24 protein-coding genes are annotated in these 25181 nt (G+C 45.1%); 21 read left to right on the plus strand and 3 right to left on the minus strand.

The genetic code is table 11. The features are described 5' to 3' along the window. Window positions 1-2 precede the first annotated feature (2 nt). Window positions 3-1028, plus strand: coding sequence for a pseudaminic acid synthase (pseI, locus tag IW644_RS00355; protein WP_269915956.1), 1026 nt, complete (start codon window positions 3-5; stop codon window positions 1026-1028). On the opposite strand, the gene pseC is transcribed toward pseI, so the two are convergent. Together pseC and pseB are read right to left on the minus strand one after the other, a co-directional pair. Continuing rightward, a complete protein-coding gene (gene pseC, locus IW644_RS00360; protein WP_269915957.1) occupies window positions 1009-2178 on the minus strand; it encodes a UDP-4-amino-4,6-dideoxy-N-acetyl-beta-L-altrosamine transaminase in 1170 nt (389 codons plus the stop codon). The genes pseI and pseC overlap by 20 nt on opposite strands. Next, window positions 2175-3176 carry a UDP-N-acetylglucosamine 4,6-dehydratase (inverting) gene (gene pseB, locus IW644_RS00365; RefSeq protein ID WP_269915958.1) on the minus strand — a complete coding sequence of 334 codons (1002 nt, stop codon included), beginning with the start codon at window positions 3174-3176 and terminating at the stop codon, window positions 2175-2177. Before pseB ends, pseC begins: the two co-directional genes overlap by 4 nt. A 281-nt stretch (window positions 3177-3457) precedes the next feature. Here pseB and IW644_RS00370 point away from each other — a divergent pair, with 281 nt between their 5' ends. The 4 genes from IW644_RS00370 to IW644_RS00385 all read left to right on the plus strand — a co-directional run bounded on the left by IW644_RS00370 (window position 3458) and on the right by IW644_RS00385 (window position 8512). Further along, entirely contained in the window at window positions 3458-4255 is a 798-nt protein-coding gene (locus IW644_RS00370) for a flagellin (RefSeq protein WP_269915959.1), read from the plus strand. A 163-nt stretch (window positions 4256-4418) separates the two neighbouring features. Then, a complete protein-coding gene (locus IW644_RS00375) occupies window positions 4419-5882 on the plus strand; it encodes a sigma-54 dependent transcriptional regulator (protein WP_269915960.1) in 1464 nt (487 codons plus the stop codon). Between the two features lie 136 nt (window positions 5883-6018). Next, on the plus strand, window positions 6019-7158 hold the full coding sequence (locus IW644_RS00380; protein WP_269915961.1) for a sensor histidine kinase: 1140 nt from the start codon (window positions 6019-6021) through the stop codon (window positions 7156-7158). Window positions 7159-7174: 16 nt separating this feature from the next. Beyond that, window positions 7175-8512 (plus strand): sigma-54-dependent transcriptional regulator, encoded by a 1338-nt coding sequence (locus IW644_RS00385; RefSeq protein WP_269915962.1) that lies wholly within the window; start codon window positions 7175-7177, stop codon window positions 8510-8512. Window positions 8513-8544: 32 nt separating this feature from the next. On the opposite strand, the gene IW644_RS00390 is transcribed toward IW644_RS00385, so the two are convergent. Continuing rightward, complete coding sequence (locus IW644_RS00390) at window positions 8545-8697, minus strand: hypothetical protein (RefSeq protein ID WP_269915963.1); 153 nt, start codon at window positions 8695-8697, stop codon at window positions 8545-8547. Window positions 8698-8753: 56 nt separating this feature from the next. On the opposite strand from IW644_RS00390, the gene fliE reads away from it, so the two are divergent. From fliE to flhA, 16 genes are all read left to right on the plus strand, one after another. After that, entirely contained in the window at window positions 8754-9089 is a 336-nt protein-coding gene (fliE, locus tag IW644_RS00395) for a flagellar hook-basal body complex protein FliE (protein ID WP_269915964.1), read from the plus strand. A 12-nt stretch (window positions 9090-9101) separates the two neighbouring features. Then, window positions 9102-10796 carry a flagellar basal-body MS-ring/collar protein FliF gene (fliF, locus tag IW644_RS00400; protein WP_269915965.1) on the plus strand — a complete coding sequence of 565 codons (1695 nt, stop codon included), beginning with the start codon at window positions 9102-9104 and terminating at the stop codon, window positions 10794-10796. A gap of 12 nt (window positions 10797-10808) precedes the next feature. Further along, window positions 10809-11849 (plus strand): flagellar motor switch protein FliG, encoded by a 1041-nt coding sequence (fliG, locus tag IW644_RS00405; protein ID WP_025254367.1) that lies wholly within the window; start codon window positions 10809-10811, stop codon window positions 11847-11849. Between the two features lie 88 nt (window positions 11850-11937). Beyond that, the gene (fliH, locus tag IW644_RS00410; protein WP_269915966.1) at window positions 11938-12720 is read left to right on the plus strand and encodes a flagellar assembly protein FliH; all 783 of its coding nucleotides are present in this window, start codon (window positions 11938-11940) and stop codon (window positions 12718-12720) included. After that, window positions 12713-14047: a flagellar protein export ATPase FliI gene (gene fliI / locus IW644_RS00415; RefSeq protein ID WP_269915967.1), complete on the plus strand. Its 1335-nt coding sequence runs from the start codon at window positions 12713-12715 to the stop codon at window positions 14045-14047. Before fliH ends, fliI begins: the two co-directional genes overlap by 8 nt. A 72-nt stretch (window positions 14048-14119) precedes the next feature. Then, window positions 14120-14566: a flagellar export protein FliJ gene (fliJ, locus tag IW644_RS00420; RefSeq protein ID WP_269915968.1), complete on the plus strand. Its 447-nt coding sequence runs from the start codon at window positions 14120-14122 to the stop codon at window positions 14564-14566. A gap of 350 nt (window positions 14567-14916) precedes the next feature. Next, complete coding sequence (locus IW644_RS00425) at window positions 14917-17193, plus strand: flagellar hook-length control protein FliK (protein ID WP_269915969.1); 2277 nt, start codon at window positions 14917-14919, stop codon at window positions 17191-17193. Between the two features lie 227 nt (window positions 17194-17420). Then, entirely contained in the window at window positions 17421-17960 is a 540-nt protein-coding gene (gene fliL, locus IW644_RS00430) for a flagellar basal body-associated protein FliL (RefSeq protein ID WP_269915970.1), read from the plus strand. A 27-nt stretch (window positions 17961-17987) separates the two neighbouring features. Then, on the plus strand, window positions 17988-19046 hold the full coding sequence (fliM, locus tag IW644_RS00435) for a flagellar motor switch protein FliM (protein WP_179982662.1): 1059 nt from the start codon (window positions 17988-17990) through the stop codon (window positions 19044-19046). Window positions 19047-19063: 17 nt separating this feature from the next. Further along, complete coding sequence (fliN, locus tag IW644_RS00440) at window positions 19064-19471, plus strand: flagellar motor switch protein FliN (protein ID WP_269915971.1); 408 nt, start codon at window positions 19064-19066, stop codon at window positions 19469-19471. Between the two features lie 28 nt (window positions 19472-19499). Continuing rightward, complete coding sequence (fliO, locus tag IW644_RS00445; protein WP_269915972.1) at window positions 19500-19952, plus strand: flagellar biosynthetic protein FliO; 453 nt, start codon at window positions 19500-19502, stop codon at window positions 19950-19952. Next, entirely contained in the window at window positions 19945-20700 is a 756-nt protein-coding gene (gene fliP, locus IW644_RS00450; protein ID WP_269915973.1) for a flagellar type III secretion system pore protein FliP, read from the plus strand. Before fliO ends, fliP begins: the two co-directional genes overlap by 8 nt. Before the next feature lie 8 nt (window positions 20701-20708). Further along, the gene (fliQ, locus tag IW644_RS00455; RefSeq protein ID WP_012517675.1) at window positions 20709-20978 is read left to right on the plus strand and encodes a flagellar biosynthesis protein FliQ; all 270 of its coding nucleotides are present in this window, start codon (window positions 20709-20711) and stop codon (window positions 20976-20978) included. Between the two features lie 12 nt (window positions 20979-20990). Continuing rightward, window positions 20991-21770 (plus strand): flagellar biosynthetic protein FliR, encoded by a 780-nt coding sequence (gene fliR, locus IW644_RS00460; RefSeq protein WP_269915974.1) that lies wholly within the window; start codon window positions 20991-20993, stop codon window positions 21768-21770. Between the two features lie 6 nt (window positions 21771-21776). Next, window positions 21777-22901: a flagellar biosynthesis protein FlhB gene (gene flhB / locus IW644_RS00465; RefSeq protein ID WP_269915975.1), complete on the plus strand. Its 1125-nt coding sequence runs from the start codon at window positions 21777-21779 to the stop codon at window positions 22899-22901. A gap of 166 nt (window positions 22902-23067) precedes the next feature. After that, window positions 23068-25167 (plus strand): flagellar biosynthesis protein FlhA, encoded by a 2100-nt coding sequence (flhA, locus tag IW644_RS00470; protein ID WP_179982667.1) that lies wholly within the window; start codon window positions 23068-23070, stop codon window positions 25165-25167. Window positions 25168-25181: the final 14 nt, after the last annotated feature.

Here is a 25181-nt window from a genome sequence, read left to right on the forward strand (position 1 = left end):
AGATGTACCCGTTTACCGATCAAGTATTCATCATTGCCGAGTTGTCCGCTAATCACAATAACGATTTTGATTTGGCGGTCGATACGATAAAAGCAATGGCGAAAGCAGGAGCTAACGCGGTTAAAGTACAAACCTATACTGCTGATTCGCTGGCCATAAATATAGATAATGACATTTTTGGAAAGCGCAAAGACGGCCTATGGAAAGGCCGTACTTTATGGGATTTATACAAAGAAGCATCTATGCCTTACGAATGGCATAAGCCGCTTCAGAAAGTAGCTCAAGAGTTGGGCTTGGTATTTTTTTCTAGCCCGTTTGATTTAGATGGTGTGGCACTTTTAGAGCAGCTTAACGTCCCCCTCTATAAAATCGCGTCCTTCGAAATTACTGATATTCCCTTGATTAGAGCGGTAGCAAAAACAGGCAAACCTATTATTATTTCAACAGGGGTAGCGGAAGAAGCGGACATCGCCTTAGCGTTAGAAACCTGTCACCAAGAAAACAACCATCAAGTAACACTTTTAAAGTGCACGTCAAATTACCCTTCTACTCTTGCTGATGCCAATCTTAAAACCATGGTAGATATGCGTGATACGTTCGACACCACTGTAGGTGTTTCTGACCATACCATGGGCTCTGTGGTACCGGTAACGGCCGCAGCGATGGGAGCCAGAGTCGTAGAAAAGCATTTTATCTTAGACAGAGCTTTAGGTGGTCCAGATTCCGCGTTTTCAATGGAGCCAGGCGAGTTCGCTGACATGGTAAAAAGTGTTCGTCAGGTAGAGCTTGCGTTAGGTAACGTCACTTACGAGGTAAGTGAAAAAGATAAGTTAAGACGCCGCTCGCTTTACGCTAGCGTGGCCATTGAGAAAGGTCAGCCCTTCACTCATGACAATGTTAAATCGCTCCGAACAGGTTTTGGCTTGGCCCCGCAACATTTAGACGCACTTCTAAGTCAAAATGCATCAAAGGCTTACAATATTGGCGACCCAATATTAGCTGACGAAGTTAGCGCGATAGTTGATTAACAATATTAACTGTTGTATCAACTACATATTGCGCTTCTTCTCTGGTAAGTGAAGGATATAGAGGAAGCGTAATCGCGTGTTCGTAGTATTGTTCTGCTTGAGGGTAATCACCCTTTTTAAAGCCTAATTTTTGATAATATGGCTGAAGGTGAATAGGAATGTAATGAACGTGAGCAAAAACTCCTTTTTCCCTTAAGGCTTCGATTGCCGCTTTGTGTGAATCTGGGTTTAAACCTGTGCATCTAATCACGTACAAGTGATAGCTACTGTAGCATTCGGTTATAACCTCAAGCGGCGAAATCTTATCGTGTTGTCTGAATGCATCATTGTAAAAAAACGCGCATTCGTTCCTTTGCTCAACAAATTGCTCTAGCTTTGCTAGCTGGCTTGTACCTAAGGCCGCTTCCACATCATTCATGCGGTAGTTAAACCCTAGTTGTATTTGCTGATAATACCAAGGCCCGTGTGATTCTTCAGTCATTTCACCTTTATTAGCAGTCACACCATGGCTACGCATCAATTGCATTTGACGCGCTAACTTACCGTTGTTCGTTAACGCCGCGCCTCCTTCCATCGTCGTAATTATTTTTACGGGGTGGAAACTGAAAACCGTAATATCTGAATACTGACAGCTACCTACGGGGCGTTCGCAATATTTCCCACCAATCGCGTGGGAAGCATCTTCAATGACATAAAAATTATATTTCTTAGCAAGTGTGGAAATCGCTTTCATGTCGCATGACTGACCTGCGAAATGCACTGGGATCAGAGCTTTAGGGAGAGTCCCTTGCTCTTTGGCCTGTGCTAACTTAGCGTCTAATGCATTAACACATATATTGCCAGTGTTAGGCTCTATATCAACAAAGTCGACTGTCGCACCACAATAAACAGCACAGTTTGCTGAAGCTACGAAAGAGTTGGGACTTGTCCATACAATATCGTTTTGCTGTACCCCAAGCGCGAGGCAAGCAAGGTGCAGCGCAGACGTAGCGCTATTTACTGCGACCGCATGCTCGGCGCCACAAAATTGAGTCAAGGACTTTTCAAAAGCGGGAACAGCAGGCCCCTGCGTTAGCCAGCTTGATTTTAGTGTGTCGACAACAGCGTTAATGTCATCTTCATCAATTGACTGGCGTCCGTAAGGGATCACTTAGCAGCGTCCTTATTACAAGAAATGATTTCTTCAACCGTAAGAAAATGAGGGTTGGTGTCGGAAACATATTCGAAGCCATCAGATACTGGTTTACCCTGTTCTTCTAGCCCGTTTGCAGTGAAGTCGTTACTTCTATTGAAAAACTTAATAGCCGGCGCAATCACGAAGTGGTCGTCATACTCGAAAGTATGAAAAGCCATATCGCCGGGGCACATCATTTCGTGAAGCTTTTCACCTGGTCGAATGCCCACAATTTTTATTGGCACACCTGGTGCCATAGCTTCGGCCAAATCGGTGATTCTAATTGATGGTATTTTAGGAACGAATATTTCGCCGCCAAGCATCCGCTCGAAATTCTTTAGAACAAAGTCTACGCCCTGTTGAAGGGTTATCCAAAAGCGGGTCATATCTGTATGCGTAACAGGAATATGGTCTGTACCTTCTGCAATGAGCTTTTCGAAAAAAGGAACAACCGAGCCACGAGAGCCTACTACATTTCCATATCTCACTACCGAAAATCGAGGTTTTCCTGAGCCCACCATATTATTTGCCGCTACAAATAGCTTGTCGGAGGCAAGTTTAGTAGCGCCGTATAGGTTTACAGGATTAGCCGCTTTGTCTGTCGACAAGGCAATGACTTTGCTTACCGAATTATCAATAGCTGCGTTAATAACATTCTCAGCACCATCAATATTAGTGCGGATACATTCAGTGGGATTATATTCAGCAGCGGGAACTTGTTTCATAGCGGCTGCATGAATAACGTAGTCCACACCCTGCATTGCTCGGGTAAGACGGTCTTTGTCTCGCACATCGCCTATGAAATAGCGCATGCATGGAGCGTTAAACTTTTGCTGCATTTCGAACTGTTTGAGTTCATCACGCGAATAAATGATTAAGCGCTTGGGGTTGTAGCGTGACAACAAGTTTTCGGTGTATTTATGACCGAATGAACCTGTACCACCTGTTATCAATATAGACTTACCGTCAAACATAGATCGCCCACGATTTTTATGATTATCGTTTAAATATATCATGTGTCGGCAACAATGCCATAAACCATTAGGCCACAACGATTATTCATCAAAAATAATTACAAAATAAAGGTATTCAACTACCAGTATGTTTATTTAAAAAGTGCCAAAGGCTTAGGCTCAAAAGCGCCTCTCGTTTATAGTTTTACCTTAGAGAGTATGAATTTTTATACTTTGTGTTGATTAGAAGTTATACAGCGTTATGCTATATTTGGATGAAGTGTTAATGAGAGGGCGCAATTATGCAAATCAATAACAGCAGCTCAACATCGCTAATTGGTCAAATCCAAGAAAAGCAGGACAACTTGTTTGAGAAGCTGGCTTCTGGAAAAAAGGTAAACAATGCCTTAGATGATGCGTCGGCCCAACAAATCATTGACCGATTAACATCAGAAGTCGAAGGTAACCGTCAATCATTAAACAACGTTTATGATGGCATCTCTGTCGCGCAGGTTGCAGAAGGTGGTCTAGGCAGCATTAATGATGATGTAAACCGTATTCGCGAGCTTACTTTGCAGTCTGGTAATGGTGTGCTTAGCGGTGGCGATCGCCGTGCTATTCAATCTGAAATAACTCAGCTACAAGAAAACATCTCGCAAACTATTGAGCAAACAAATTTTGCCGGCACGCCGTTATTATCTGAAAATGGCTCACTAGAATTTCAGTCAGGTTCTAGCCCTGGTCAATCGATTAGCGTTAACACGCAGGATGTTGCGGCGCAGCTTAACGATGTTCTATCTATCGATATTACGTCAGGCACTAGTATTGAAGATGCACTAGGTGCAGCAGATGCGGCTATAGAAACCCTCGGCAGTGCGCGGGGCGATTTAGGTGCTACACAAAATCGTTTTGAAAGTGCTGCGCGTTCACTCACTCAAGCTAACGTAAATACTGCAGAGGCTCGAAGTCGTATTCAAGATTTAGATTTTGCGCAAGCGACTTCGCAACAAGCTTCAAACGACGTATTAGGGCAAGCTGCACTTACTGTTCAAGCGCAGGCGAACCAGCAGCAAAGCCAAGTTTTATCGCTATTAAGCTAGACTAAATGGTGTAGGTTAGGCTAAATTTAATCGAAAGAAGCAGGGTAACCTGCTTTTTTTATTGATATATTTCCCAAAACAGCGGTTGCGCTCCGATCTTTTGTCGTTACAATTTAGAAATGCGCTAAACTGTAAATAATAACAAAGCGTTCTCGGGGAATTGATGAAGAACATTTTGCTGATTAGTGATAATCAGGAACTTATTCAAAACTTGGAAACTATCGTTACCTTCATGGGAGAGTCGTGCCAGTCACGAGGCTTCAGTGAATGCGAGCGATACCTCCATGAAAGTGGTGCAGACGCCGTGCTTATTGAGTACCGCTCGCCCACCGCTGTAAGTAATTTGGTAGAAAAGTTTCCACATATACCGTTTGTCGCTTTAGTTGAGAGCAATACACAGGCGTCTGCAAGCTGTAACCTGGTTAGTGTTATTGCAACACCATTAACGTACCCTGTTTTAACGCAGGCTATACACCGTTGCCAAGAGTACTCTCGACGCAAACCAGGCTTATCTCGTGCGGCAGGCACAAAAACCCGGTTGTTTAGAAGCCTTGTGGGCAAAAGTGAGCAAATCCAAATTGTGCGGCGCTTAGTTGAGCAAGTCGCACCCACCGACGCTACCGTGTTGATTTTAGGTGAGTCTGGTACGGGTAAAGAGGTGGTTGCGCGCAATGTTCACTTTTTATCCGAACGAAAAGACGGTCCATTTATTCCGGTAAACTGCGGCGCTATTCCTGGCGAGCTTTTAGAGAGCGAATTGTTTGGTCACGAGAAAGGCGCTTTCACAGGTGCTATCAGTGCACGTAAAGGGCGTTTCGAATTAGCCGAAGGCGGCACATTATTCCTCGATGAAATCGGTGATATGCCTCTTCAAATGCAGGTTAAGTTATTACGTGTGTTGCAAGAACGTATGTTTGAACGCGTAGGCGGGAATAAGCCCCTTCAATGCAACGTACGTATTATTGCGGCAACGCACCGCAACTTGGAAACCATGATCAGCGAAGACAAGTTTCGAGAAGACTTGTATTACCGACTCAACGTTTTCCCAATCGACAGCCCTGCGCTTCGACAAAGAAAAGACGATATCCCCTTATTACTTCAGGAATTGAATAGCCGAATTCAAGGGGATGGCGTTGAAAGCGTACGCTTTACCGAGCAAGCGATTGCGTCGCTTATGGAGCATGAGTGGGCGGGGAACGTTCGAGAGCTCTCAAATTTAGTTGAGCGATTAACAATCCTTTACCCTGGGCAGATTGTTGATATTGCTGATTTACCGGAAAAGTACCAGTACGGGGATGTTCAAGCTTACGAGCCAGACTATCCAGAAGAAATGCTTGAGCGTGAAGCCTTTAATGAACTATTTGCTGAGGCTGCAGCGCAAGAGCCAGAAGAAGACGTTAGCGAGCAGAGTCACGACGGCCTAAACGGTATGGTGTCGTCATCGTTACCTGCAGAAGGGGTTAACCTTAAAGAGTATCTTTCTGAGCTAGAAGTGAATCTCATAAAACAAGCCCTAGAAAACCAAGATTGGGTGGTCGCACGTGCCGCCGACAAGCTTGGAATGCGCAGAACCACGCTCGTTGAAAAAATGCGAAAATACGATATTCAGCGTACCGAAGAAGCGTAATGTCAGCTAATTGACGTTACGCTTTCTCTCAAAAATACCAGCTATCTTACTGATAAATAAGCCAATGTTGAGTTGGCATGTCTTCTGCTTTATCTAAGCCATAGTTAAACAGCGTCTGCAATTTGACGAGGATGATATGGCTTTCGACAGCACACAACAATCTACAGAGTATTTCGCATCTGCCTATGCACTTAACGGCGGCTCTGCGGTATCTCAAGATGATTATCAAACGTCGCAAAATGATGATATTGAATCCCTGAGATTGCAGGCGAGTCGACTCGAACATTTACTTCAAGTAATGCCAGCGGGTGTTATTGTTATTGATGGCAAGGGTATTGTTCGCCAAGCCAACGAGCAGGCAAAAGCATTGTTAGGCGAACCGCTGGAAGAGGAAGTGTGGCGCAGTATTATTACTCGCTCTTTCAAGCCTCGCGCAGATGATGGTCATGAAGTATCGCTCGTTGATGGTAGACGAGTGAAGCTTTCCATTACCCCGTTAGACAATGAGCCAGGTCAGCTAATTGTTATCACAGACTTAACTGAAACCCGTCAGCTGCAAGCGCGCGTAAGTCACATGCAACGGTTGTCTTCTCTTGGAAAAATGGTGGCATCACTAGCCCATCAAATCAGAACTCCACTTTCTGCAGCCATGCTTTATGCGTCAAACTTAACGCGTAAAGGGTTAGGGGAAGATGCACAAACACAATTTGCGAACAAATTAACAGACAGGCTTAAAGAGCTGGAAAGCCAGGTTAATGACATGCTGCTTTTTGCTAAATCGGGCGAAGAGCAAGTGGTAAGTAAAATTAGTCTCGCTGAATTATTCGGTGCCATTGAGGGGAATGCACAAAGCATGACAACTCAAGCGCAGCAAAAGCTAACGTTTTCAGGTTTTGAGCAAAACGTAGCAATAACTGGGAATTTGACTGCTCTTCAAGGTGCGTTGTTAAACCTCATACATAATGCAAGCCAAGTCACCCCGAAAGGTGAGTGTGTACATGTTCAGGCATCGGTAAGCAATCAGCGTTTACATGTTTCAGTTATAGATAAAGGCCCTGGTGTACCAGAACGGTTAAAAACCAAAATCTTTGAACCCTTCTTTACAACTAAAACTCACGGTACCGGTTTGGGTCTTGCTGTGGTGAAGTCGGTGGTAAGTGCGCATAGCGGCGCACTTAATGTAATTGACGTACCCGAGGGCGGAGCATGTTTTAGCGTGTCCTTACCGTGCTCGGCGAATGCTAAAACCTCACAAACATTGACTCATGTCGCGTAAGTCATAGGAGAGAATAATGTCTAAAACTACCATACTAATTGTTGAAGATGATGCGGGTTTACGCGAAGCGCTCCTAGATACTCTATTATTAGGTAATTACAACGTAATTGCCGCCGATTGTGCAGAAGAAGCATTAATGATGCTGTCCTCTCAGAGTGTAGATCTGGTGGTTAGCGATATACAAATGGGCGAAATGAGTGGCTTAACGCTGCTAAAAAGCATTAAAGCTAAATACCCTAATATGCCTGTGCTGTTAATGACGGCCTACGCCACTATTGATGATGCGGTACAAGCGATGCGTGATGGCGCTACGGACTACCTTTCAAAGCCTTTTGCGCCAGAAGTATTGCTAAACTTAGTGGGGCGCTACGCCCCTGCACAAAAAATTGAATCACGTACGCCAATCGTAGCCGACCCCTCAAGTTTGAAGCTACTTGAGCTTTCGCGGAAAGTCGCGAAGTCTGAAGCTACCGTTATGGTCATGGGCCCAAGTGGGTCGGGTAAAGAAGTGCTATCCCGCTATATTCACGACCAGTCTCCGCGAAGCGATGCGCCTTTTGTTGCCATCAACTGTGCTGCTATTCCAGAAAACATGTTGGAAGCCACTTTGTTTGGATACGAAAAAGGAGCCTTTACTGGCGCTATTCAGGCGTGCCCAGGTAAGTTCGAACAAGCTCAAGACGGCACCCTGCTACTTGATGAGATAACTGAGATGGATTTGGCGCTTCAGGCTAAATTGCTGCGCGTGCTGCAAGAGCGTGAAGTTGAACGTCTTGGCGGCCGAAAAACCGTTAAACTAAATGTGCGAGTTATTGCTACGAGTAACCGAGATTTAAGAAAAGCAGTAGATGCAGGTGAATTCAGAGAAGACTTATACTACCGCTTAAACGTATTTCCTATTGAATGGCGTCCTCTATCGGAACGCCCGGGAGACATTGTGCCACTTGCGGAGCACCTTGTTCAGCGTCATGCAAGTTCACAGGGCCTAGGCACAATCAGGTTAAGTGCTGCAGCACGCAATAAATTGTCGCAATACAGCTGGCCAGGAAACGTTCGAGAGTTAGAGAATGTGGTTCAGCGAGCACTTATTCTTTGTGAAAACAATGAAATAGATGCAAGCGATCTAATGATTGACGAAGACATGTCGGCCCCGCTTGAAGTTACACAAGAGCAGGTTGAAGACAACAAATTGGGCTCAGAACTTCGCTATCAGGAGCACCAAATTATTCTTGATACATTAGTTTCGTGCAATGGTAAGCGCAAGGACGTTGCGGAAAAACTTGGCATTAGCCCTAGAACCCTTCGTTATAAACTAGCGCGCATGCGTGAAGACGGCATTGAAGTACCGGCTTAATACTGCTGTTTTGAACCTCTCGTTTAACCCCGTTATCCGTCGCCTCTGTAGTAAAGAAGGCGGCGGTTTTTTGTTGCTCCCATCAAATCAAACGCCATAAATTTGGCTTCCTCCCTTTTTTTGCTCTTATCATATTGATATGTATGGGTTTTTAAAGTTGGCAAGCCCCTTGCTAAATCACTCATATAATTAGTTATTCGCCGTTGTTCAGGCGGTTTTTAAAGAAACGCTAGGAGTGGGTATGGACGTTAAAGCCAATAGTTTGTATCAAGAAATGCAAAACATGATAGGGCAAACTCGTCTTCAAGTTAACGAGCCTCAGCAGCAATCGCTTACTGAAGTAAACACCTCTGCAAGCGATTTCTCGACCATGCTTAAGAATGCGGTTGACGGTGTAAACGGTATGCAGCTTGAATCAAAAGATGCACAGCAACGTTTTGAAATGGGCGACCCAAGTTTAAGTTTAGCGCAAGTTATGCTGACAAAAGAAAAGGCGGGCATTGCTTTCGAAGCTACTGTTCAGGTACGTAACAAAGTACTTGAAGCCTATAAAACAATAATGAATATGCCGGTATAGGTGGAGTAGGTTATGGCTGAAGCAACAGGTACAAACCTTACGGTTCCTGATCAAAATCAAACAGCGGACAATGAGCCAGAGAATAAATCTGGTTTCATGGATACGTTAGGTAGCGCAGATATGATGCGCCAAATGGCCCTTGTGGTTGTTTTGGTTATTTGTGTGGCTATTGCTATTTTCATCCTTATTTGGTCACAAGAGCCTGACTATCGTCCCCTTGCTAAGATGGAAACCCAAGAGCTTATCGAAACTCTCGATTATATGGATGCGAATCAAATCGACTATAAGCTTGAAGGCAATACTGTTTATGTAAGAAGTGACGAATTCCAAAATATCCGCCTGGGTATGACACGCCAAGGGTTAACTAAAACCTCAGATGCTGGTACCGATATCATCATGCAGGACATGGGTTTTGGTGTAAGTCAGCGTGTTGAGATGGAACGTCTTAAACATGCGCGTGAACAGCAAATTGCCTCGACCATCGAAGATATCGCAAGTATTCAAAAAGCTCGAGTACTGCTGGCGATGCCAAAAGAAAACGTGTTTGCCCGTAGAGAGAAGAAAGCGTCCGCAACAGTGGTATTAACCGCTAAACGTGGTGCCATCATTGCTGGTGAAGAGGTTGATGCGGTCGTTGATATCGTGGCTTCTGCAGTACAAAACATGGAGCCGTCTAAAGTAACGGTAACTGACAGCAACGGTCGTCTGCTTAACTCTGGCTCGCAAGATTCAATGAGTGCTCGTGCCAGAAAAGAGTACGAAATTGAACGTCAGCGCGAGCAAGAGTATCTAGAAAAAATTGACGCTATATTGATTCCAGTTTTGGGTATAGGTAACTACACGGCGCAAGCTGACGTTACAATGGATTTCACGGCGATGGAGCAAACCCAGCGTAGCTACAACCCAGACTTGCCTGCGGTTCGCAGTGAAATGATCGTCGAAGAGAACAGCGTGGGTGGCGGCGTTGGGGGTATTCCTGGCGCATTATCAAATCAGCCTCCGTTAGATTCCAATATTCCAGAAAACGCAGTGGGCGGCAGTCAACAAACCATGCCAGGGCGCACGGCAAAAGAGTCAACGCGCAACTATGAGCTTGATACCACCATTAGTCATACTAAAAAACAGACAGGTGTAATCCGCAGACTAAGTGTGTCGGTGGCAGTGGACTATACCCAAGTTGCAGGTGAAGACGGCGCTATGACGCCAACGCCACGCAAACAAGAAGAAATTCTTAATATTCGAAGACTATTACAAGGCGGTATTGGCTTTGACGTAACCCGCGGCGACTCGCTAGAAGTGGTTAGCGTACCCTTTACTCGTATGGATGCAGGTGAAATTGAAGATGCGCCTTTGTGGGAACAGCCTGGTTTTCTACCAATTCTTAAGCTAGTTGTTGGTGGCTTGGTTATAATAGTACTTATCATCTTTGTGATTCGACCTATGCTACGTCGTCTTATTAACCCAGATGAGTCTAACGAGGCAGATGAATTTGATGCCGATGAAGGCTTAGACTTAGGCGATGACACAATTAGCATGTTAACGTCTGACTTTGACGAAGGACAGGTAGGCTTTGCGCCAGATGGTTCACTTATGCTACCTGACTTGCACAAAGACGAAGATGTACTTAAAGCCGTACGCGCGCTAGTGGCCAATGAACCAGAATTATCAGCCCAGGTAGTTAAGGGCTGGTTAATGCAAGACGAGTAGTGAGATAAGATTATGGCTGAAGAACTTGCCAATGTTGAAGAACCGTCATACGACGTCAGTAAATTAGAAGGCGTAGAAAAAGCTGCCATCTTACTACTTAGCTTATCTGAAGAAGATGCGGCGCAGATATTAAAGCACCTTGAACCAAAACAAGTGCAGAAGCTGGGTTCTGAAATGGCGAAAGTGGACGATATGACGCAGACCAAAATTACGTCAGTTCACAAACACTTCATTGAAGAGATTCAGAACTACAGCACTATTGGCTTCCAGAGCCAAGACTTTGTTAAGCGAGCACTAACTGCGGCTTTAGGTGAAGACAAGGCGGCAAACCTTATCGATCAGATCCTAATGGGCAGTGGCGCAAAAGGTCTAGATTCATTGAAATGGATGGACTCTAAGCAGGTGGCGAGCATTATTCGCAACGAACACCCGCAGATCCAAACCATTGTACTGTCTTATCTAGAGCCTGAGCAAAGCGCTGAAATTTTGGCGCAATTCCCAGAAAAAGTACGTCTTGATCTGTTGATGCGTATTGCGAATCTAGAAGAAGTTCAGCCAGCAGCATTGCAAGAACTAAACGAAATTATGGAGAAGCAGTTTGCTGGTCAAGCGGGAACGCAAGCGGCGAAAATGGGCGGCTTGAAGTCTGCAGCGAACATCATGAACTACTTGGATACCGCGATAGAGGGTCAGCTGATGGACGCTATTCGCGAGCAAGACGAAGAGATGAGTCAGCAAATTCAGGATCTTATGTTTGTCTTCGACAATTTGGTCGATGTAGACGACAAAGGCATTCAGGCAATATTGCGAGAAGTGCAGCAAGATGCGCTGCTTAAAGCGATTAAAGGTGCTGACGAAGAGCTTAAAGATAAGATTATGCGCAATATGTCTAAGCGTGCTGCTGAAATGCTTGGCGATGACTTGGAGGCGCTTGGCCCTGTTCGTATCAGTGAAGTGGAAACTGCACAAAAAGAAATTCTTTCTGTTGCCCGTCGACTTTCTGACTCAGGTGAAATCATGCTTGGCGGCGGTGGCGGTGAAGAGTTCTTGTAAGCACTCTGATGCCCTTAGCGCTGTAGCTGAGGTAGAACTAGGTCTTTTAATAAAGAGCCTCGAAATAAAAAGTCTTTGGTAATAAAAAATGTCTGGTAATAAAAATTTCAGTGAAAACGAAATAAACGAAGCTAAAGCGTGGGATCTACCGTTTGTCGATGATCCACGGGCAGCTAGAAAAGACGAGACAACCAATGCACTGAACAAACGCTCAGATTGGAAGTATGAGCCCCCTGAAGTTGAAGAGGAAATTAAGCCTCCTACTGCTGAAGAGATAGAAACTATTCGCCAGGCTGCCTATGACGAAGGTTTTCAGGAAGGCAAGGAAAAAGGTTTTGAAGAAGGTAAAGCTGAAGGTCTTGAAACTGGCTTGGCCGAAGGTAAAGAACAAGGTCATAACGAAGGTCTTGAACAGGGCTTAGAAGAAGGTCGCCAGCAAATGGCAACTCAAGCCGAAGTATGGCAAATGCTTGCTGAAAAATTTCACGACCCACTTTCTCAGGCTAACGATGAAACCCGTGACCAGCTGGTTAAACTTGCTGTAACACTTGCAAAAGCAGTTATTAAAACAGAGGTCAGCACTAATCAACAAGTGATACTTCAAGCGTTAAGTGAAGGCATTAAGGCGTTACCCATTAATCAAGCAGATTATCAAATTCACATGAACCCAGACGATATTGAATTGGTAAAAGCGCATTTCGGCGACGAAGAAATTGCCAAAAAAGGATGGAGTCTGGTTGAAGCCCCGGCGATGGAACGCGGAGGGTGCGATATTACCACTGCACAAAACGCCGTAGATGTGTCTATTGAGCGCCGATGCCGTAACGTTATAGATAAATTTTTACTAAACCAAGGTTTGTCAGATGACTAGCCCTTGGCATTCGCATTTTGAATCCCTCACAAAACAGGTCTCTTCTCCGCCGGTAGTCGCTGCCGGCAAGTTAGTTCGTGGTATCGGTTTAACTCTCGAAGCGGTGGGGTGTCAGCTACCCGTTGGCAGTCAGTGTTTAGTACAGACCATTGAAGGTGAGATAGAAGCCGAAGTGGTTGGTTTTGGCGATGATATAACTTATTTAATGCCCACCGAAGCGGTACGCGGTATTGTACCAGGAAGTCGCGTGATGCCGCTAAATCGACAAAGCGGTTTGCCGGTAGGTATGGGGCTTTTAGGGCGCGTGGTAGATGGTAATGGTCAGGCCCTTGACGGTTTAGGTGAAATAAATGCCGAAGCCCGCGCGCCGACGACTAGGCCGCCAATGAACCCGCTTATCCGCCGTCCCATAAACACCCCGATGGATGTAGGCGTACGCGCCATTAACGCACTCAATACGGTGGGTGTCGGTCAGCGTATGGGGCTCTTCGCAGGAAGTGGCGTGGGTAAAAGTGTGTTATTAGGCATGATGACCCGGGGCTGTGAAGCCGACGTAGTTGTTGTAGGGCTTGTCGGAGAGCGTGGCCGAGAAGTAAAAGAATTTATTCACGAAATCCTAACAGAAGAAGAACGCAAACGTGCGGTTGTAGTAGCTGCACCTGCCGATACTTCACCGCTTATGCGCTTAAAGGGCTGTGAAACTGCGGTAACTATTGCGGAGTATTTTCGTGACAAAGGCATGAAAGTGCTGTTGCTCATTGATTCGTTAACCCGTTATGCCATGGCGCAGCGTGAAATTGCGCTGGCTGTAGGTGAGCCTCCAGCAACAAAAGGCTATCCGCCATCGGTCTTTGCTCGGCTACCTGCATTAGTTGAACGAGCTGGTAATGGCAGCGAGCGGCAAGGCTCTATCACGGCCTTTTATACGGTACTCACTGAAGGCGACGATTTACAAGACCCCATAGCAGACGCTGCTCGTGCCATTTTGGATGGTCACGTGGTTTTATCGCGAACCCTTGCCGATAGTGGTCACTACCCTGCAATTGATATTGAAGCGTCGATAAGCCGTGTAATGCCAATGGTGGTGAGTGAAGAACATCAACTTATGGCTCGTCGCATTCGCCAGGTTTACTCCAACTACAAACAAAACCAAGACCTTATTTCTATTGGTGCTTATGCAAAAGGGTCGGACCCACGTATTGATTTAGCCATTCGTGCAGAGCCCGCTATCAATGCTTTGTTGCAGCAAGGAATGAAGCAAGTCATTCCTTATGATGAAAGTTTGGAAGGCATGGCCGCCCTCGCCAAAGGGTTAGGGCAAGGATAATGTGTTTTTCAGTAGCGGCTGCATGGGCTTTAACGAACAGTCAATTAGGCTCCGTGAGTGAGGAAGCCAAAAATGTCTAAACAACTAGAGCGTCTAGCCGAGTTTGAGCGAGAAAAAGAGCAGCGAGAAGCCCGGTATTACCAGCAGGCTCAGCAAAACGTTAATCAGCAAAAGCAAAAATTAACTAGCCTTGAGCAGTATCGCATTGATTATATCAAAGGTATTCAACAAACCGGTCAAACCGGCGTTACGGCTACTTATTATCAACAACACTTATCCTTTGTTGGAAAATTAGATAAAGCGTGTGAACAGCAAATGCAAGTGATTGCCCGTGCACAAATGGCAGCGGACCAGCGCAAGCAAATGTGGTTAAAGCAACAGCAAAAAGTGAAAGCCGTTTCCTTGCTACTAGATAAGAAAAAATTGGCAGAGCAGAAAAAAGAAGCCAAGGCAGAACAGGCCATGATGGATGAGTTTGCTACCCAACGATTTTTCAGAGCTAAGCGCTCACCTTTCTAATAATTAGTACCTTCTTAAGCCACTTTGGCTCAACCCTTGCAAAATCAATATGAAATGTAACAGCGCGCCTTAGTTTTAAAGCAATGGCTATTACGCTCTAAGAGTGTTTGTTTGAAGTTCTACACTTATTACAAAGTAGGAAATTCAACGATAGCGAGCATAAAACCTTAAGCCAAACGATAGCCATAGAGGTTATCTGAGTAGAGCTAAGTGTTTGAAATGTAGATAAGCGTTGGTGGGTTTGCGATTTATTTCTCTCGGTTTGTTTAAAAATAACGCCCAGTGATTTATTCGCATCACATAAAGTCTTCTTGGTGAAAGACGAGATAAATGTAGGACGGTAGGACAATATGCAACAAGTTGCCGCACATAAAACAGACATTGCCGCATTACCTTTCTCTGCTTCTAGCACAGCTAAAGCGGTTGAAACAGGTATTGGTACGCAACAGCAAGCGAATAGCGAAAACAACCAAGCATTTAATCGACTTTATCAGGAAGCAAAATCGAGCAAAGCAGATTTTGTTTTAAATGACAAAGATGCTATACGCGCTCAGTCCGGGGAGACAACCCGTTCGACAGGCTCATCAGCTAACACTTCAGTTTCTAATGAAACGGTGAAGAAGGGTAAAGACCGCGATGCCGGACATACCAATCTTCCTGTTGAAAAGAAAGTAACAGACAATCCTACAGAGTCAGCGCCAGGTACAAAAGAAGAAAACGCAGCCTTTGCTCGAAAAGAGACAGAAGCACAGCTCAACTCGGGCGAAAAAGAAAAGGCCAGTTTGGCAGTAGATGACACTGAAGGTGGGGTTGAACAAAAAGGCGTAACCGAAGCAGAGTTTGTTATCGGAGAAGGCGGCAGAAAAGATGCTGAGGCAGGCGTTGTTACCACACCAGGTACGCCTGATGGAAAGCCGGATAAGGCTGATGAAGAGCCCGACTGGATTGCCTATGTTGAAACTTTAGCAGAACGCTTTGGTAAGACTGATAACAAAGAGCAAACACAAGAGCATCCTGGTAACAGAACAACCAATGGTATTTCTGAAGTTTCAGATGAGACGGTTAATGTTCTTTCTGTAAAAGAAAACGGAAAGCTTTGGAAGATCCCAGATGGTGTAGATGCCAGCGACGTGCCCTCGGTCATGGCGCATTTACTTTCTCAGCTTAATAGTGACAGCAGTGAGGGAGAAATCGCTATAGAATCCCTTTCTACTGAAGCACAACAAACACTGAGTGCTTTAACCGCACTATTGCTTGGCGCTGAAAGCGAACAAAATAGTGCTAACGGCGAAGTAAACGCTGAGCTTTCACAACTCCTCGCCAATGATAAATTAGATTCAAATGCCAGTGAACTTTCTGCGCTAATTGCACAACTCATGCAGCAAAAAGAAAGCGATATCGATGCGGATCAAAGTGCAAGTAATAGAGCTGAGGAAACGCTGACAAATAGTACAAACGCATCAGATGAATCTCTTGTGTTGAGTCTGTTATCTGATGAGCTTAAAGCGATGCAAAAATTATCTTCAGATGAAGCCAGCTCTCAGTTAGAAGCATTGTATTCTGACACAATCACTGACATAGCCGCTGAAGTAGCCATTGACGGATCTGTCGTAGAAAATGGTGATGTAAATACTAACGGAGCAGGCAAAAAGAAGGTAACTGACAAAGCGTCAGTAATGAATGCCCAAAATGCTATTTCTCAAAGTGCTATACCTTCAAATACTAGCTTTGAAATGTCTGGTGATTCACAAAGCGACCTATTAACTGCGTTAAGTGAACTTCCCCCACAAACTGCACAAAAGGCTACCGAGGCGTTTGCTGAACGTGTAGTTACAGTAATACCAAGTGGTGCACAACAACAAGCAGTGAAGGCAAATATCATTGCTGGTATTAATGAATTTCAGCAACAAGTTCAGCAAGGTAGAGAGCCTGGCATTGATTTGACGGCTATTGTGACTGATGCCGCCAACGAGGCAGCAGTAAATACCGAAGTAATTGCTTCAATGACTGCTAGGGTCGATAGCCAGGCGAGTCAGTTCCTTAACTTGATGACGCAAACACAGGCCAGCGCCCAACAAGCTTTCGCAAGTATGGTAGGACAAACCGATACGGTAATACAGGAAAACACCCAGCTTCGCGCTGAAGCGTCAAAATCTCAGCAGCAGTTTGAAGGCTTTGATAAGGCGGTCAACATTCATAAGCCAGAGGGCCAGCAGCAGCTAAATGAAAAAATTCGCTGGATGGTGAATGCGCGCAACACCATGGCTGAGATTCGACTCGATCCGCCGGAAATGGGCAGCATGCAAGTTCGGGTAAATGTTGCAGGTGACGCAGCAAGCGTAAGCTTTGTTGTTCAATCTCAACAAGCAAAGGAAGCGCTAGCCGATGCCATGCCTAAATTAAGAGATATGCTTTCTGAACAAGGCATTGAGTTAGGTGATGCTGAAGTAAGAAAAGATAATTCGTCGGGTAACGAAAATGGCCAGCAACTTGCAAACGAAAATAGCAGAGGAAATGGCACCGAAAACCGTGGAGAAAATGACGGTTTAGACGACATGGGCGAAACGCGGATTATTGAGCAATCAGTGACGCGGACAGCCAAGGGTGGAATTGATTTCTACGCTTAAAATTAAGCAAAACTATTATCAATAGGTAGCATGGTGAGATTATTTTTAGACTGCTATGTTTGATGTATTCAATTGAATCCGATTAAACAGGTCGAGGTAACGCCGCTCAATAGCAATTGATGGCTGCTGTTACCGTATCAAGTAGATGTAGATACGAATAATGGCATTGCCATTTGCGATGGAACATTGATAATACGTTTTTTCTTAATATTACTTATGAGTTACACATGGCTGATGAAGAGTTACAGGTAGAAGAAGGCGGTAAAAAGAAAGGCAAAATGATGTTGATCATCATTATCGCTGTGGTTCTTGTAAGTGGTGGAGCTGCCGCTTATTTCTTACTGTTTGCAGGAGGCGATGAACCTGCGGCCGAACAACTGGCTGAAGCTGACGCTGCGGCGGCCGCTGAGAGTGCACCGGCAGCGAGTTCGGGTAATGCTGAAATAGGAACGGCCCTTTACGTTGCAATGCCAAGACCCTTCGTCTTCAATGTGCCCGGATCAGGACGAGACAGACTCGTCCAAATTAAAGTACAGCTATTAGTACGTGGTTCTGATAACGAAGAGTTAGCAAAAACGCATATACCTCTTATTGAAGGTACGCTTTTGCAAGCTTTTAGTACGTCAAATGCAGATGATCTTGTCACAGAGGCAGGTAAAATTGAGCTTCGTGAGCAAGCGGTAACTGAAGTACAAAAAGCATTGAAAGACATTACGGGCAGCGATGTTGTAGAGCGCGTATTGTTTACTGGTTTTGTCATGCAGTAATGCATCGACTAAGTAAGGTAGAAGACGGTGAGTGATTTATTATCTCAAGATGAAATCGATGCCCTGTTACACGGGGTAGATGATGTAGAAGAGGAAGAGGTCGGCAGTAGCGACTCTGATGCTTCTACGCTCGAGTACGACTTCTCCTCGCAAGATAGAATTGTACGTGGGCGTATGCCTACGCTCGAAATTGTGAATGAACGTTTTGCCCGTCACATGCGTGTAAGTTTATTTAACATGATGCGACGTTCAGCTGAAGTATCGATTAACGGTATTCAGATGATTAAATTTGGCGAATATATTCATACACTGTTCGTTCCAACGAGTTTGAACATGGTGCGTTTCCGCCCGCTTAAAGGTACGGGGCTAATTACCATGGAAGCTCGCTTGGTCTTTATTCTGGTAGATAACTTCTTTGGTGGTGACGGCCGGTACCATGCGAAAATCGAAGGTCGTGAATTCACGCCCACGGAACGTCGTATTATTCAGATGCTGCTTAAAATAATCTTTGAAGATTATAAAGAAGCCTGGGCGCCTGTCATGGACGTGTCGTTTGAATATTTAGACTCAGAAGTAAACCCAGCCATGGCGAATATTGTGAGTCCGACTGAAGTGGTAGTCATAAGTTCGTTTCATATCGAGCTAGATGGTGGCGGTGGCGACTTCCACGTGTCATTGCCATACTCAATGTTAGAGCCTATTCGCGAACTCCTAGATGCAGGTGTTCAAAGCGATAAAGAAGATACAGATTTACGTTGGAGTAAGGCACTTCGCGATGAGATTATGGATGTGAAAGTAGCATTAACTACGCACATGCTAGATGTCGATGTACCGCTTCGCGATGTGATGGAGTTTAAGCCTGGCGATATCATTCCTGTGGAAATGCCGGAAACCATCACAGTATTAATTGAAGATTTACCGACTTTCAGGGCTAAATTAGGTCGCAGCCGCGATAACTTGGCGCTGAAAATAGTAGAGAAAATTGCAAGACCGACTTCAGTGAAGTCTGAGCTACAGTTATTAACCCGCGGTGGGCGCATTATTGATAATGACGCGGAACTGCAAGTACTCGAAGAAGACCTGTAAGGTAGAGGGGAGTTCCCATGAGTGAAGACGGTATGGATGATTGGGCTGCGGCGATGGCCGAGCAAGCCGAATCTGAAGCGGATCAAGAAGTTGGCGATAATGAAGACGTGCAAGTTGCTGAACTTGACGAGTTAACAGATGATGCGCCAATTACACAAGAAGAGAAGAAAAAGCTAGATACCATTCTAGATATTCCTGTGACTATCTCGATGGAAGTCGGTCGTAGTCAAATAAGTATCCGAAATCTGCTACAGTTGAACCAGGGTTCTGTGGTGGAACTGGATCGTGTTGCCGGTGAGCCACTAGATGTATTAGTTAATGGCACGTTGATTGCTCATGGAGAAGTAGTAGTGGTCAACGACAAATTCGGTATTCGATTAACGGATGTTATTAGTCAAATTGAGAGAATCAAGAAGCTCAGATAAAACTTCTTATAAACTAAGGGGTTGCGCTATGCTGCCCCTTTTATTTAGTCAGCTTGCGTTTGCACAGTCGACCCAATCAATCACCAATCCCACATCGATACTGTCAATTTTCCTTTCCTTGCTGGTGGTCGTCGGCGTTATTTTTGCCTTAGCGTACGTAATGCGTCGGTTTAATGTCACTGCTATGGGCGGAAACCAAATGAAAGTCGCGGCCAGCATGGTTGTTGGCACAAAAGAAAAAATCATGGTGATTCAGGTAGGCGAAGAGCAGCACCTTATTGGCGTGACCAGTCATAACATCTCTCATTTAAGCAAATTAGATAAGAATCTCGATGTGCCTGTGAAAGGTGTAAACAAAACCACAGGCGAGCAACAAAATGGCGCAGATGCATTTAAACAAAAGCTTGTTGCTGCCATGGCAGGAAAGCTGAACCCGAACATAGATAAAAACAAAACACAGGAAGAGTCGAGAGATGCGTAAGTTTGCCTGGCTACTTTTAATACTACCTTTATTATTTCTCGTTGAGCCTGCTTATGCTCAGCAGGGAATTTCAGCCGTCACGGTGACAACCAATCAAGATGGCTCTCAAGACTATACTATGACACTTCAAGCGCTGTTTATCATGACAGCGTTAAGCCTTATCCCTGCGTTTATCATGATGATGACCTCGTTTACGCGTATCATCGTGGTACTGTCCATTCTGCGACAGGCAATTGGCCTTCAACAATCACCTTCGAACCAGATATTAATTGGCGTAAGTTTGTTTTTATCTATGTTCATTATGGCGCCGGTATTTGAAGAGGTGAACGAGCGCGCCTTGCAGCCTTATCTTAACGAGCAACTCACCAGCCTAGATGCCCTAGAGCAAGCCAAAGGCCCCATGCGCGCGTTTATGCTTTCTCAAACACGGGTAAAAGACCTAGAAACGTTTGTACGGATAGCCGGAGATGAAGGAAAATATGCAGATACAGATGAAGTCCCGCTAACCATCCTAATTCCAGCATTTGTAACTAGTGAACTTAAAACGGCGTTTCAAATTGGATTTATGCTATTTATCCCCTTTCTCATTATCGATTTGGTGGTAGCGTCTATATTGATGGCCATGGGTATGATGATGCTCTCGCCTATGATTGTATCTTTGCCGTTTAAGCTCATGCTTTTTGTATTGGTCGATGGCTGGAACCTTATTTTCGGAACGTTGGCGACCAGTTTTGGTATGGGCGTCTAGGAGGGCTTATGTCACCAGAAGTCTTTGTAGAAATACTGCGAGAAGCCATGTTCATGGTTATTGTCTTGGTGTCTGCGGTGATTGTTCCAAGCCTCATCGTGGGCTTAGTAGTGGCTGTATTCCAGGCTGCTACCAGTATCAACGAGCAGACCATGAGTTTCTTACCTCGCTTGCTTGTCACACTTCTCGCACTGAGCTGGGGAGGAAACTGGCTGGTACAACAGCTTATGGATTTTACTTTCAGAATGGTTGATATGATCCCTCAGGTTGTGGGGTAGAAGGCTTAAGCTGTGGAAGTTGAACTCGCCACCATCAATCAATTTCTTGCGGACATGCTGCTGCCATTTATGCGCATTAGCGGCTTGTTCGTAGCCATGATTGGATTGAGTGCAAAATCAATCCCCCCGCAGGTAAGAGCCCTGCTGGGTATAATGCTAACGCTCATCATCATGCCAGTAGTCCCTCCATCACCTATAGAAAACTTGGTGGATGTAGGCACATTTTTAATTGTTATTCAGCAGTTGCTTATTGGTATTGCTATTGGCTTTATTTCCATGATGGTACTTAATACCTTCGTGCTTGCAGGCCAAATCATAGCCATGCAAACAGGTTTGGGGTTCGCGTCTATTGTTGACCCCGTAAACGGTATAAACGTACCTGCGGTTGGTCAGTTTTATCTAATATTGGCGACTTTATTGTTTTGGACGTTGGATGGGCATTTGTCCATGATCCAAATGATAGTAATGAGCTTCGAGGCGTTTCCCATAGGCGAAGCATGGTGGACAGGTGAACAGTTCCGAGATATTGCCCATTGGGGCGGTTGGATGTTTATATCGGCAGTAACCTTGTCTCTAGCGCCCATTGTGTCACTACTTATTGTGAATTTAGCGTTTGGTGTAATGACCAAGGCTGCACCCCAGCTAAACATTTTTAGTATTGGCTTTTCCATTGCTCAGGTAATGGGATTGCTGATTATTTGGATAACGCTAGATAACTTTACTGCGCACTTTGAAACCCAATGGTTTAGAGCCGAACAGTTTATGTGTGAACTATTGAACATTTGTGGTTAGGAAAAAATGGCAGATTCAAGCGAAAAAACAGAAGACCCCACGGGGAAAAAACTCGATGATGCCCGAAAAAAAGGGCAGCTGGCCCGTTCCCGTGAACTATCCACAACTTTAGTGCTTATTGTCAGCGCCTTTATGTTTTTATTTGTGGGTGAATGGGTTGCTGAATCTGTTTTCAAGCTCACCCAGCGAATGTTTATTCTCTCTCGCGACGAAACTTATGATACTACCCACATGTTCGGCGCTTGGGGCGAAGCTTTCTCAGCGGTAGGTCCAGCCGTGTTGCTTTATATGGTGGTTGCCATGATAGCCGGCATCTATGGCTCTATTGCTCTTGGTGGTTTTAATTTCACCTGGGAAGGTGCAAAGCCTAAGGGCTCCAAAATGAGTCCAATTCAGGGCTTTAAGCGAATGTTCGGTATGAACGGCTTGGTTGAGCTATTAAAATCTATCGCTAAAGTTGTGGTTATCATCAGTATGGCCATAGGGGCGCTGTTGTTCTTCGAAGATGAAGCGCTGCATTTAGATATGGAGCTTTATCCGGGCAACCTGTTTCACGCTATGGACATACTTAAATGGGCATTTCTCATTCTAGTCTGTGGCATGATCCCCATCGCGCTTATCGATGTGCCTTATCAAATGTATAAGCACAACAAAGAAATGAAAATGACCAAGCAAGAGGTTAAAGACGAGCGCAAAAATGCTGAGGGCGACCCTATGGTTAAAGGCCGTATTCGCCGTTTGCAGTATCAAGCAGCAACCAAGCGCATGATGCAGGAAGTACCTCAGGCAGACGTGGTAGTAACCAACCCGACTCACTTTTCAGTAGCGATTAAGTATGATGAACAGGGCGTAAGAGCACCTGTTGTGGTGGCAAAAGGGGCTGATGAATTGGCCATGCATATCAGAAAAATTGCTACCGCCAATGACGTACCCTTAATACCTTCTCCTGTACTTGCTCGTGCCATCTTTTATTCGACAGAAGTCGACGATGAAATCCCCAACGCCTTATTTATGGCGGTAGCGCAGGTGCTAGCACACGTCTATCAGCTTAAAGCACATAGGGCAGGAAAGGGTAAGCGTCCTAAACCACTTAAACGAGATTTGCCTATTCCTCCAGAATACCGTCGCTAAGTGACTATTTTACTGCGGTTTTTTTTGGCCTTTTTATACTTTTCGCATACTTTTGGGGTCTATTGGTATATGTAAATGCCGCTTTGTATAAAGCTGGCACGTTAGTTGAAAACTCTATTGAAGATTTACATAAAGCGTCAATTTTCTGATAGAGAGACACCCAGCCATGCAGTTATCCGGTTATCTTCAGCGATTCGATAAAAATCAGCTGCAAAATTTTACCAGTGGTTTAGGCGCGCCTATTGTCCTTTTGGCAATCATGGGAATGGTAATTCTACCCATGCCGCCGTTTTTACTCGACGTATTGTTTAGCTTTAATATTGCGCTCTCTCTCGTCATCATTTTGGTGGCGGTACTCACTCAACGGCCTGTGGATTTTGGTATTTTCCCACTTGTGCTTCTAATTGCGACAGTTCTGCGTCTGGCACTAAACGTTGCATCTACGCGGGTTGTATTGTTGTACGGTCACGAAGGGGGAGATGCAGCAGGGAAGGTGATTGAAGCCTTCGGTGCGGTTGTTATCGGCGGTAACTATGCTGTGGGTATTGTTGTCTTCGCTATCCTTCTTATTATTAACTTCAAGGTAGTAACCGCAGGTGCAGGACGTATTTCAGAAGTAAGTGCTCGCTTTACCTTGGATGCTATGCCAGGTAAGCAAATGGCAATTGACGCTGATTTGAACGCAGGCTATATCGATCAAGACCAAGCGCGTCAGCGTCGTGAAGAAATAACCGCAGAGGCAGACTTTTACGGGTCGATGGACGGTGCATCGAAGTTTGTAAAAGGAGATGCGGTTGCCGGTCTTTTTATCATGCTTATCAATATCGTTGGCGGATTGTTTATAGGCATGATTCAGCACGATCTTTCATTTGGAAATGCCATAGAGATCTACACTATCTTGACCATTGGTGATGGTTTGGTGGCGCAGATACCTTCATTGCTACTTTCGGTAGCAACGGCGATTATCGTTACTCGTGAAAACGAAACCCAAGAAATGGGTAAAGAAATCCGTGGCCAGCTAGGCAATAATCAAGCGCTTTATATTGCATCAGGCGTGCTTTTCGTCATGGGTATCATCCCGGGTATGCCTCATATCGCATTCTTGGGTTTTTCATTTTTGATTGCAGGGTTTGCATATTGGCAGACAGTTCAAGCTAAGAAGAAAGCGGCAGAACCTCAATTACCAGAGAACATTGCAAAAGACGAAACTGTTGCACCTGAAGTTAAAGAGCTGGGATGGGACGATGTTCAGCAGGTGGATACCATTGGTTTAGAAGTGGGCTATCGCTTAATTCCTCTTGTTGATAAATCTCAAGGTGGCGAGTTGTTAACGCGAATTAAAGGCGTGCGTAAAAAACTTTCCCAAGAACTTGGCTTCCTTATTCCACCCGTTCATATACGCGACAACTTAGACTTAGAGCCTAACACTTACACCATCGCTATGCTCGGCGTCACTATTGGCGATTCCGTTATAAGTCACGACGAAGAACTTGCCATTAACCCCGGACAAGTGTTCGGAAAATTAGAAGGGCGCGCTACTAAAGACCCTGCTTTCGGGTTAGATGCGGTGTGGATTAAGCCTAATAAGCGCGAGCACGCGCAAACTCTTGGATACACGGTTGTTGATGCCGCCACTGTTGTTGCGACTCATCTTAGTCAGTTACTTTCCAATAACGCCTATCAGTTACTTGGGCATGAAGAAGCGCAGCAGCTTTTAGATATGCTGGCCAAACAGCACCCTAAATTAGTTGAAGGTTTAGTGCCCGATATTCTGCCGCTTAGTACAGTTGTGAAAGTGCTGCAAACCTTGCTATTTGAAGGTGTGCCTATTCGCGATATGCGCACCATTGTTCAGACTCTTAGTGAATACGGTACACGAAGCCAAGACCCAGATGTACTGGTGTCTGCGGTGCGTATAGCACTCAAGCGTCTAATCGTTCAAGAAATTACCCAAGGGGCGAAAGAGATACCTGTCATAACCTTGGCGCCAGAGTTGGAACAGATGTTGCACCAGTCCCTTCAAGCAGGTGGCGAAGACGGTGCTGGTATCGAACCAGGTCTGGCAGACAAGCTGCAAAAATCATTGCAGCAAGCCAGTCAGCAGCAAGAGTTAGAAGGAGAACCTGCAGTACTCCTTACCTCAGGCATGCTACGACCGGTTCTGTCTCGCTTCTTAAAGTATTCTGTTGTTGGGCTGCATGTTCTTTCATACCAAGAAGTGCCTGACGACAAACAAATAAAAATAGTCAGTTCGGTCGGTCAATAATCTGACACTGGGTG

The sequence above is a fragment of the Alteromonas sp. PRIM-21 genome (genome assembly GCF_027563165.1).
Lineage (GTDB): Bacteria > Pseudomonadota > Gammaproteobacteria > Enterobacterales > Alteromonadaceae > Alteromonas > Alteromonas macleodii_A.

What these genes read in the sequence shown, in the direction of transcription:
- pseI (WP_269915956.1), top strand. Translation starts at nt 3, where the DNA reads ATGTACCCGTTTACCGATCAAGTATTCATCATTGCCGAGTTGTCCGCT.
- pseB (WP_269915958.1), bottom strand. Translation starts at nt 3,176, where the DNA reads ATGTTTGACGGTAAGTCTATATTGATAACAGGTGGTACAGGTTCATTC.
- IW644_RS00370 (WP_269915959.1), top strand. Translation starts at nt 3,458, where the DNA reads ATGCAAATCAATAACAGCAGCTCAACATCGCTAATTGGTCAAATCCAA.
- IW644_RS00375 (WP_269915960.1), top strand. Translation starts at nt 4,419, where the DNA reads ATGAAGAACATTTTGCTGATTAGTGATAATCAGGAACTTATTCAAAAC.
- IW644_RS00380 (WP_269915961.1), top strand. Translation starts at nt 6,019, where the DNA reads ATGGCTTTCGACAGCACACAACAATCTACAGAGTATTTCGCATCTGCC.
- IW644_RS00385 (WP_269915962.1), top strand. Translation starts at nt 7,175, where the DNA reads ATGTCTAAAACTACCATACTAATTGTTGAAGATGATGCGGGTTTACGC.
- IW644_RS00390 (WP_269915963.1), bottom strand. Translation starts at nt 8,697, where the DNA reads ATGAGTGATTTAGCAAGGGGCTTGCCAACTTTAAAAACCCATACATAT.
- fliE (WP_269915964.1), top strand. Translation starts at nt 8,754, where the DNA reads ATGGACGTTAAAGCCAATAGTTTGTATCAAGAAATGCAAAACATGATA.
- fliF (WP_269915965.1), top strand. Translation starts at nt 9,102, where the DNA reads ATGGCTGAAGCAACAGGTACAAACCTTACGGTTCCTGATCAAAATCAA.
- fliG (WP_025254367.1), top strand. Translation starts at nt 10,809, where the DNA reads ATGGCTGAAGAACTTGCCAATGTTGAAGAACCGTCATACGACGTCAGT.
- fliH (WP_269915966.1), top strand. Translation starts at nt 11,938, where the DNA reads ATGTCTGGTAATAAAAATTTCAGTGAAAACGAAATAAACGAAGCTAAA.
- fliI (WP_269915967.1), top strand. Translation starts at nt 12,713, where the DNA reads ATGACTAGCCCTTGGCATTCGCATTTTGAATCCCTCACAAAACAGGTC.
- fliJ (WP_269915968.1), top strand. Translation starts at nt 14,120, where the DNA reads ATGTCTAAACAACTAGAGCGTCTAGCCGAGTTTGAGCGAGAAAAAGAG.
- IW644_RS00425 (WP_269915969.1), top strand. Translation starts at nt 14,917, where the DNA reads ATGCAACAAGTTGCCGCACATAAAACAGACATTGCCGCATTACCTTTC.
- fliL (WP_269915970.1), top strand. Translation starts at nt 17,421, where the DNA reads ATGGCTGATGAAGAGTTACAGGTAGAAGAAGGCGGTAAAAAGAAAGGC.
- fliN (WP_269915971.1), top strand. Translation starts at nt 19,064, where the DNA reads ATGAGTGAAGACGGTATGGATGATTGGGCTGCGGCGATGGCCGAGCAA.
- fliO (WP_269915972.1), top strand. Translation starts at nt 19,500, where the DNA reads ATGCTGCCCCTTTTATTTAGTCAGCTTGCGTTTGCACAGTCGACCCAA.
- fliP (WP_269915973.1), top strand. Translation starts at nt 19,945, where the DNA reads ATGCGTAAGTTTGCCTGGCTACTTTTAATACTACCTTTATTATTTCTC.
- fliQ (WP_012517675.1), top strand. Translation starts at nt 20,709, where the DNA reads ATGTCACCAGAAGTCTTTGTAGAAATACTGCGAGAAGCCATGTTCATG.
- flhB (WP_269915975.1), top strand. Translation starts at nt 21,777, where the DNA reads ATGGCAGATTCAAGCGAAAAAACAGAAGACCCCACGGGGAAAAAACTC.
- flhA (WP_179982667.1), top strand. Translation starts at nt 23,068, where the DNA reads ATGCAGTTATCCGGTTATCTTCAGCGATTCGATAAAAATCAGCTGCAA.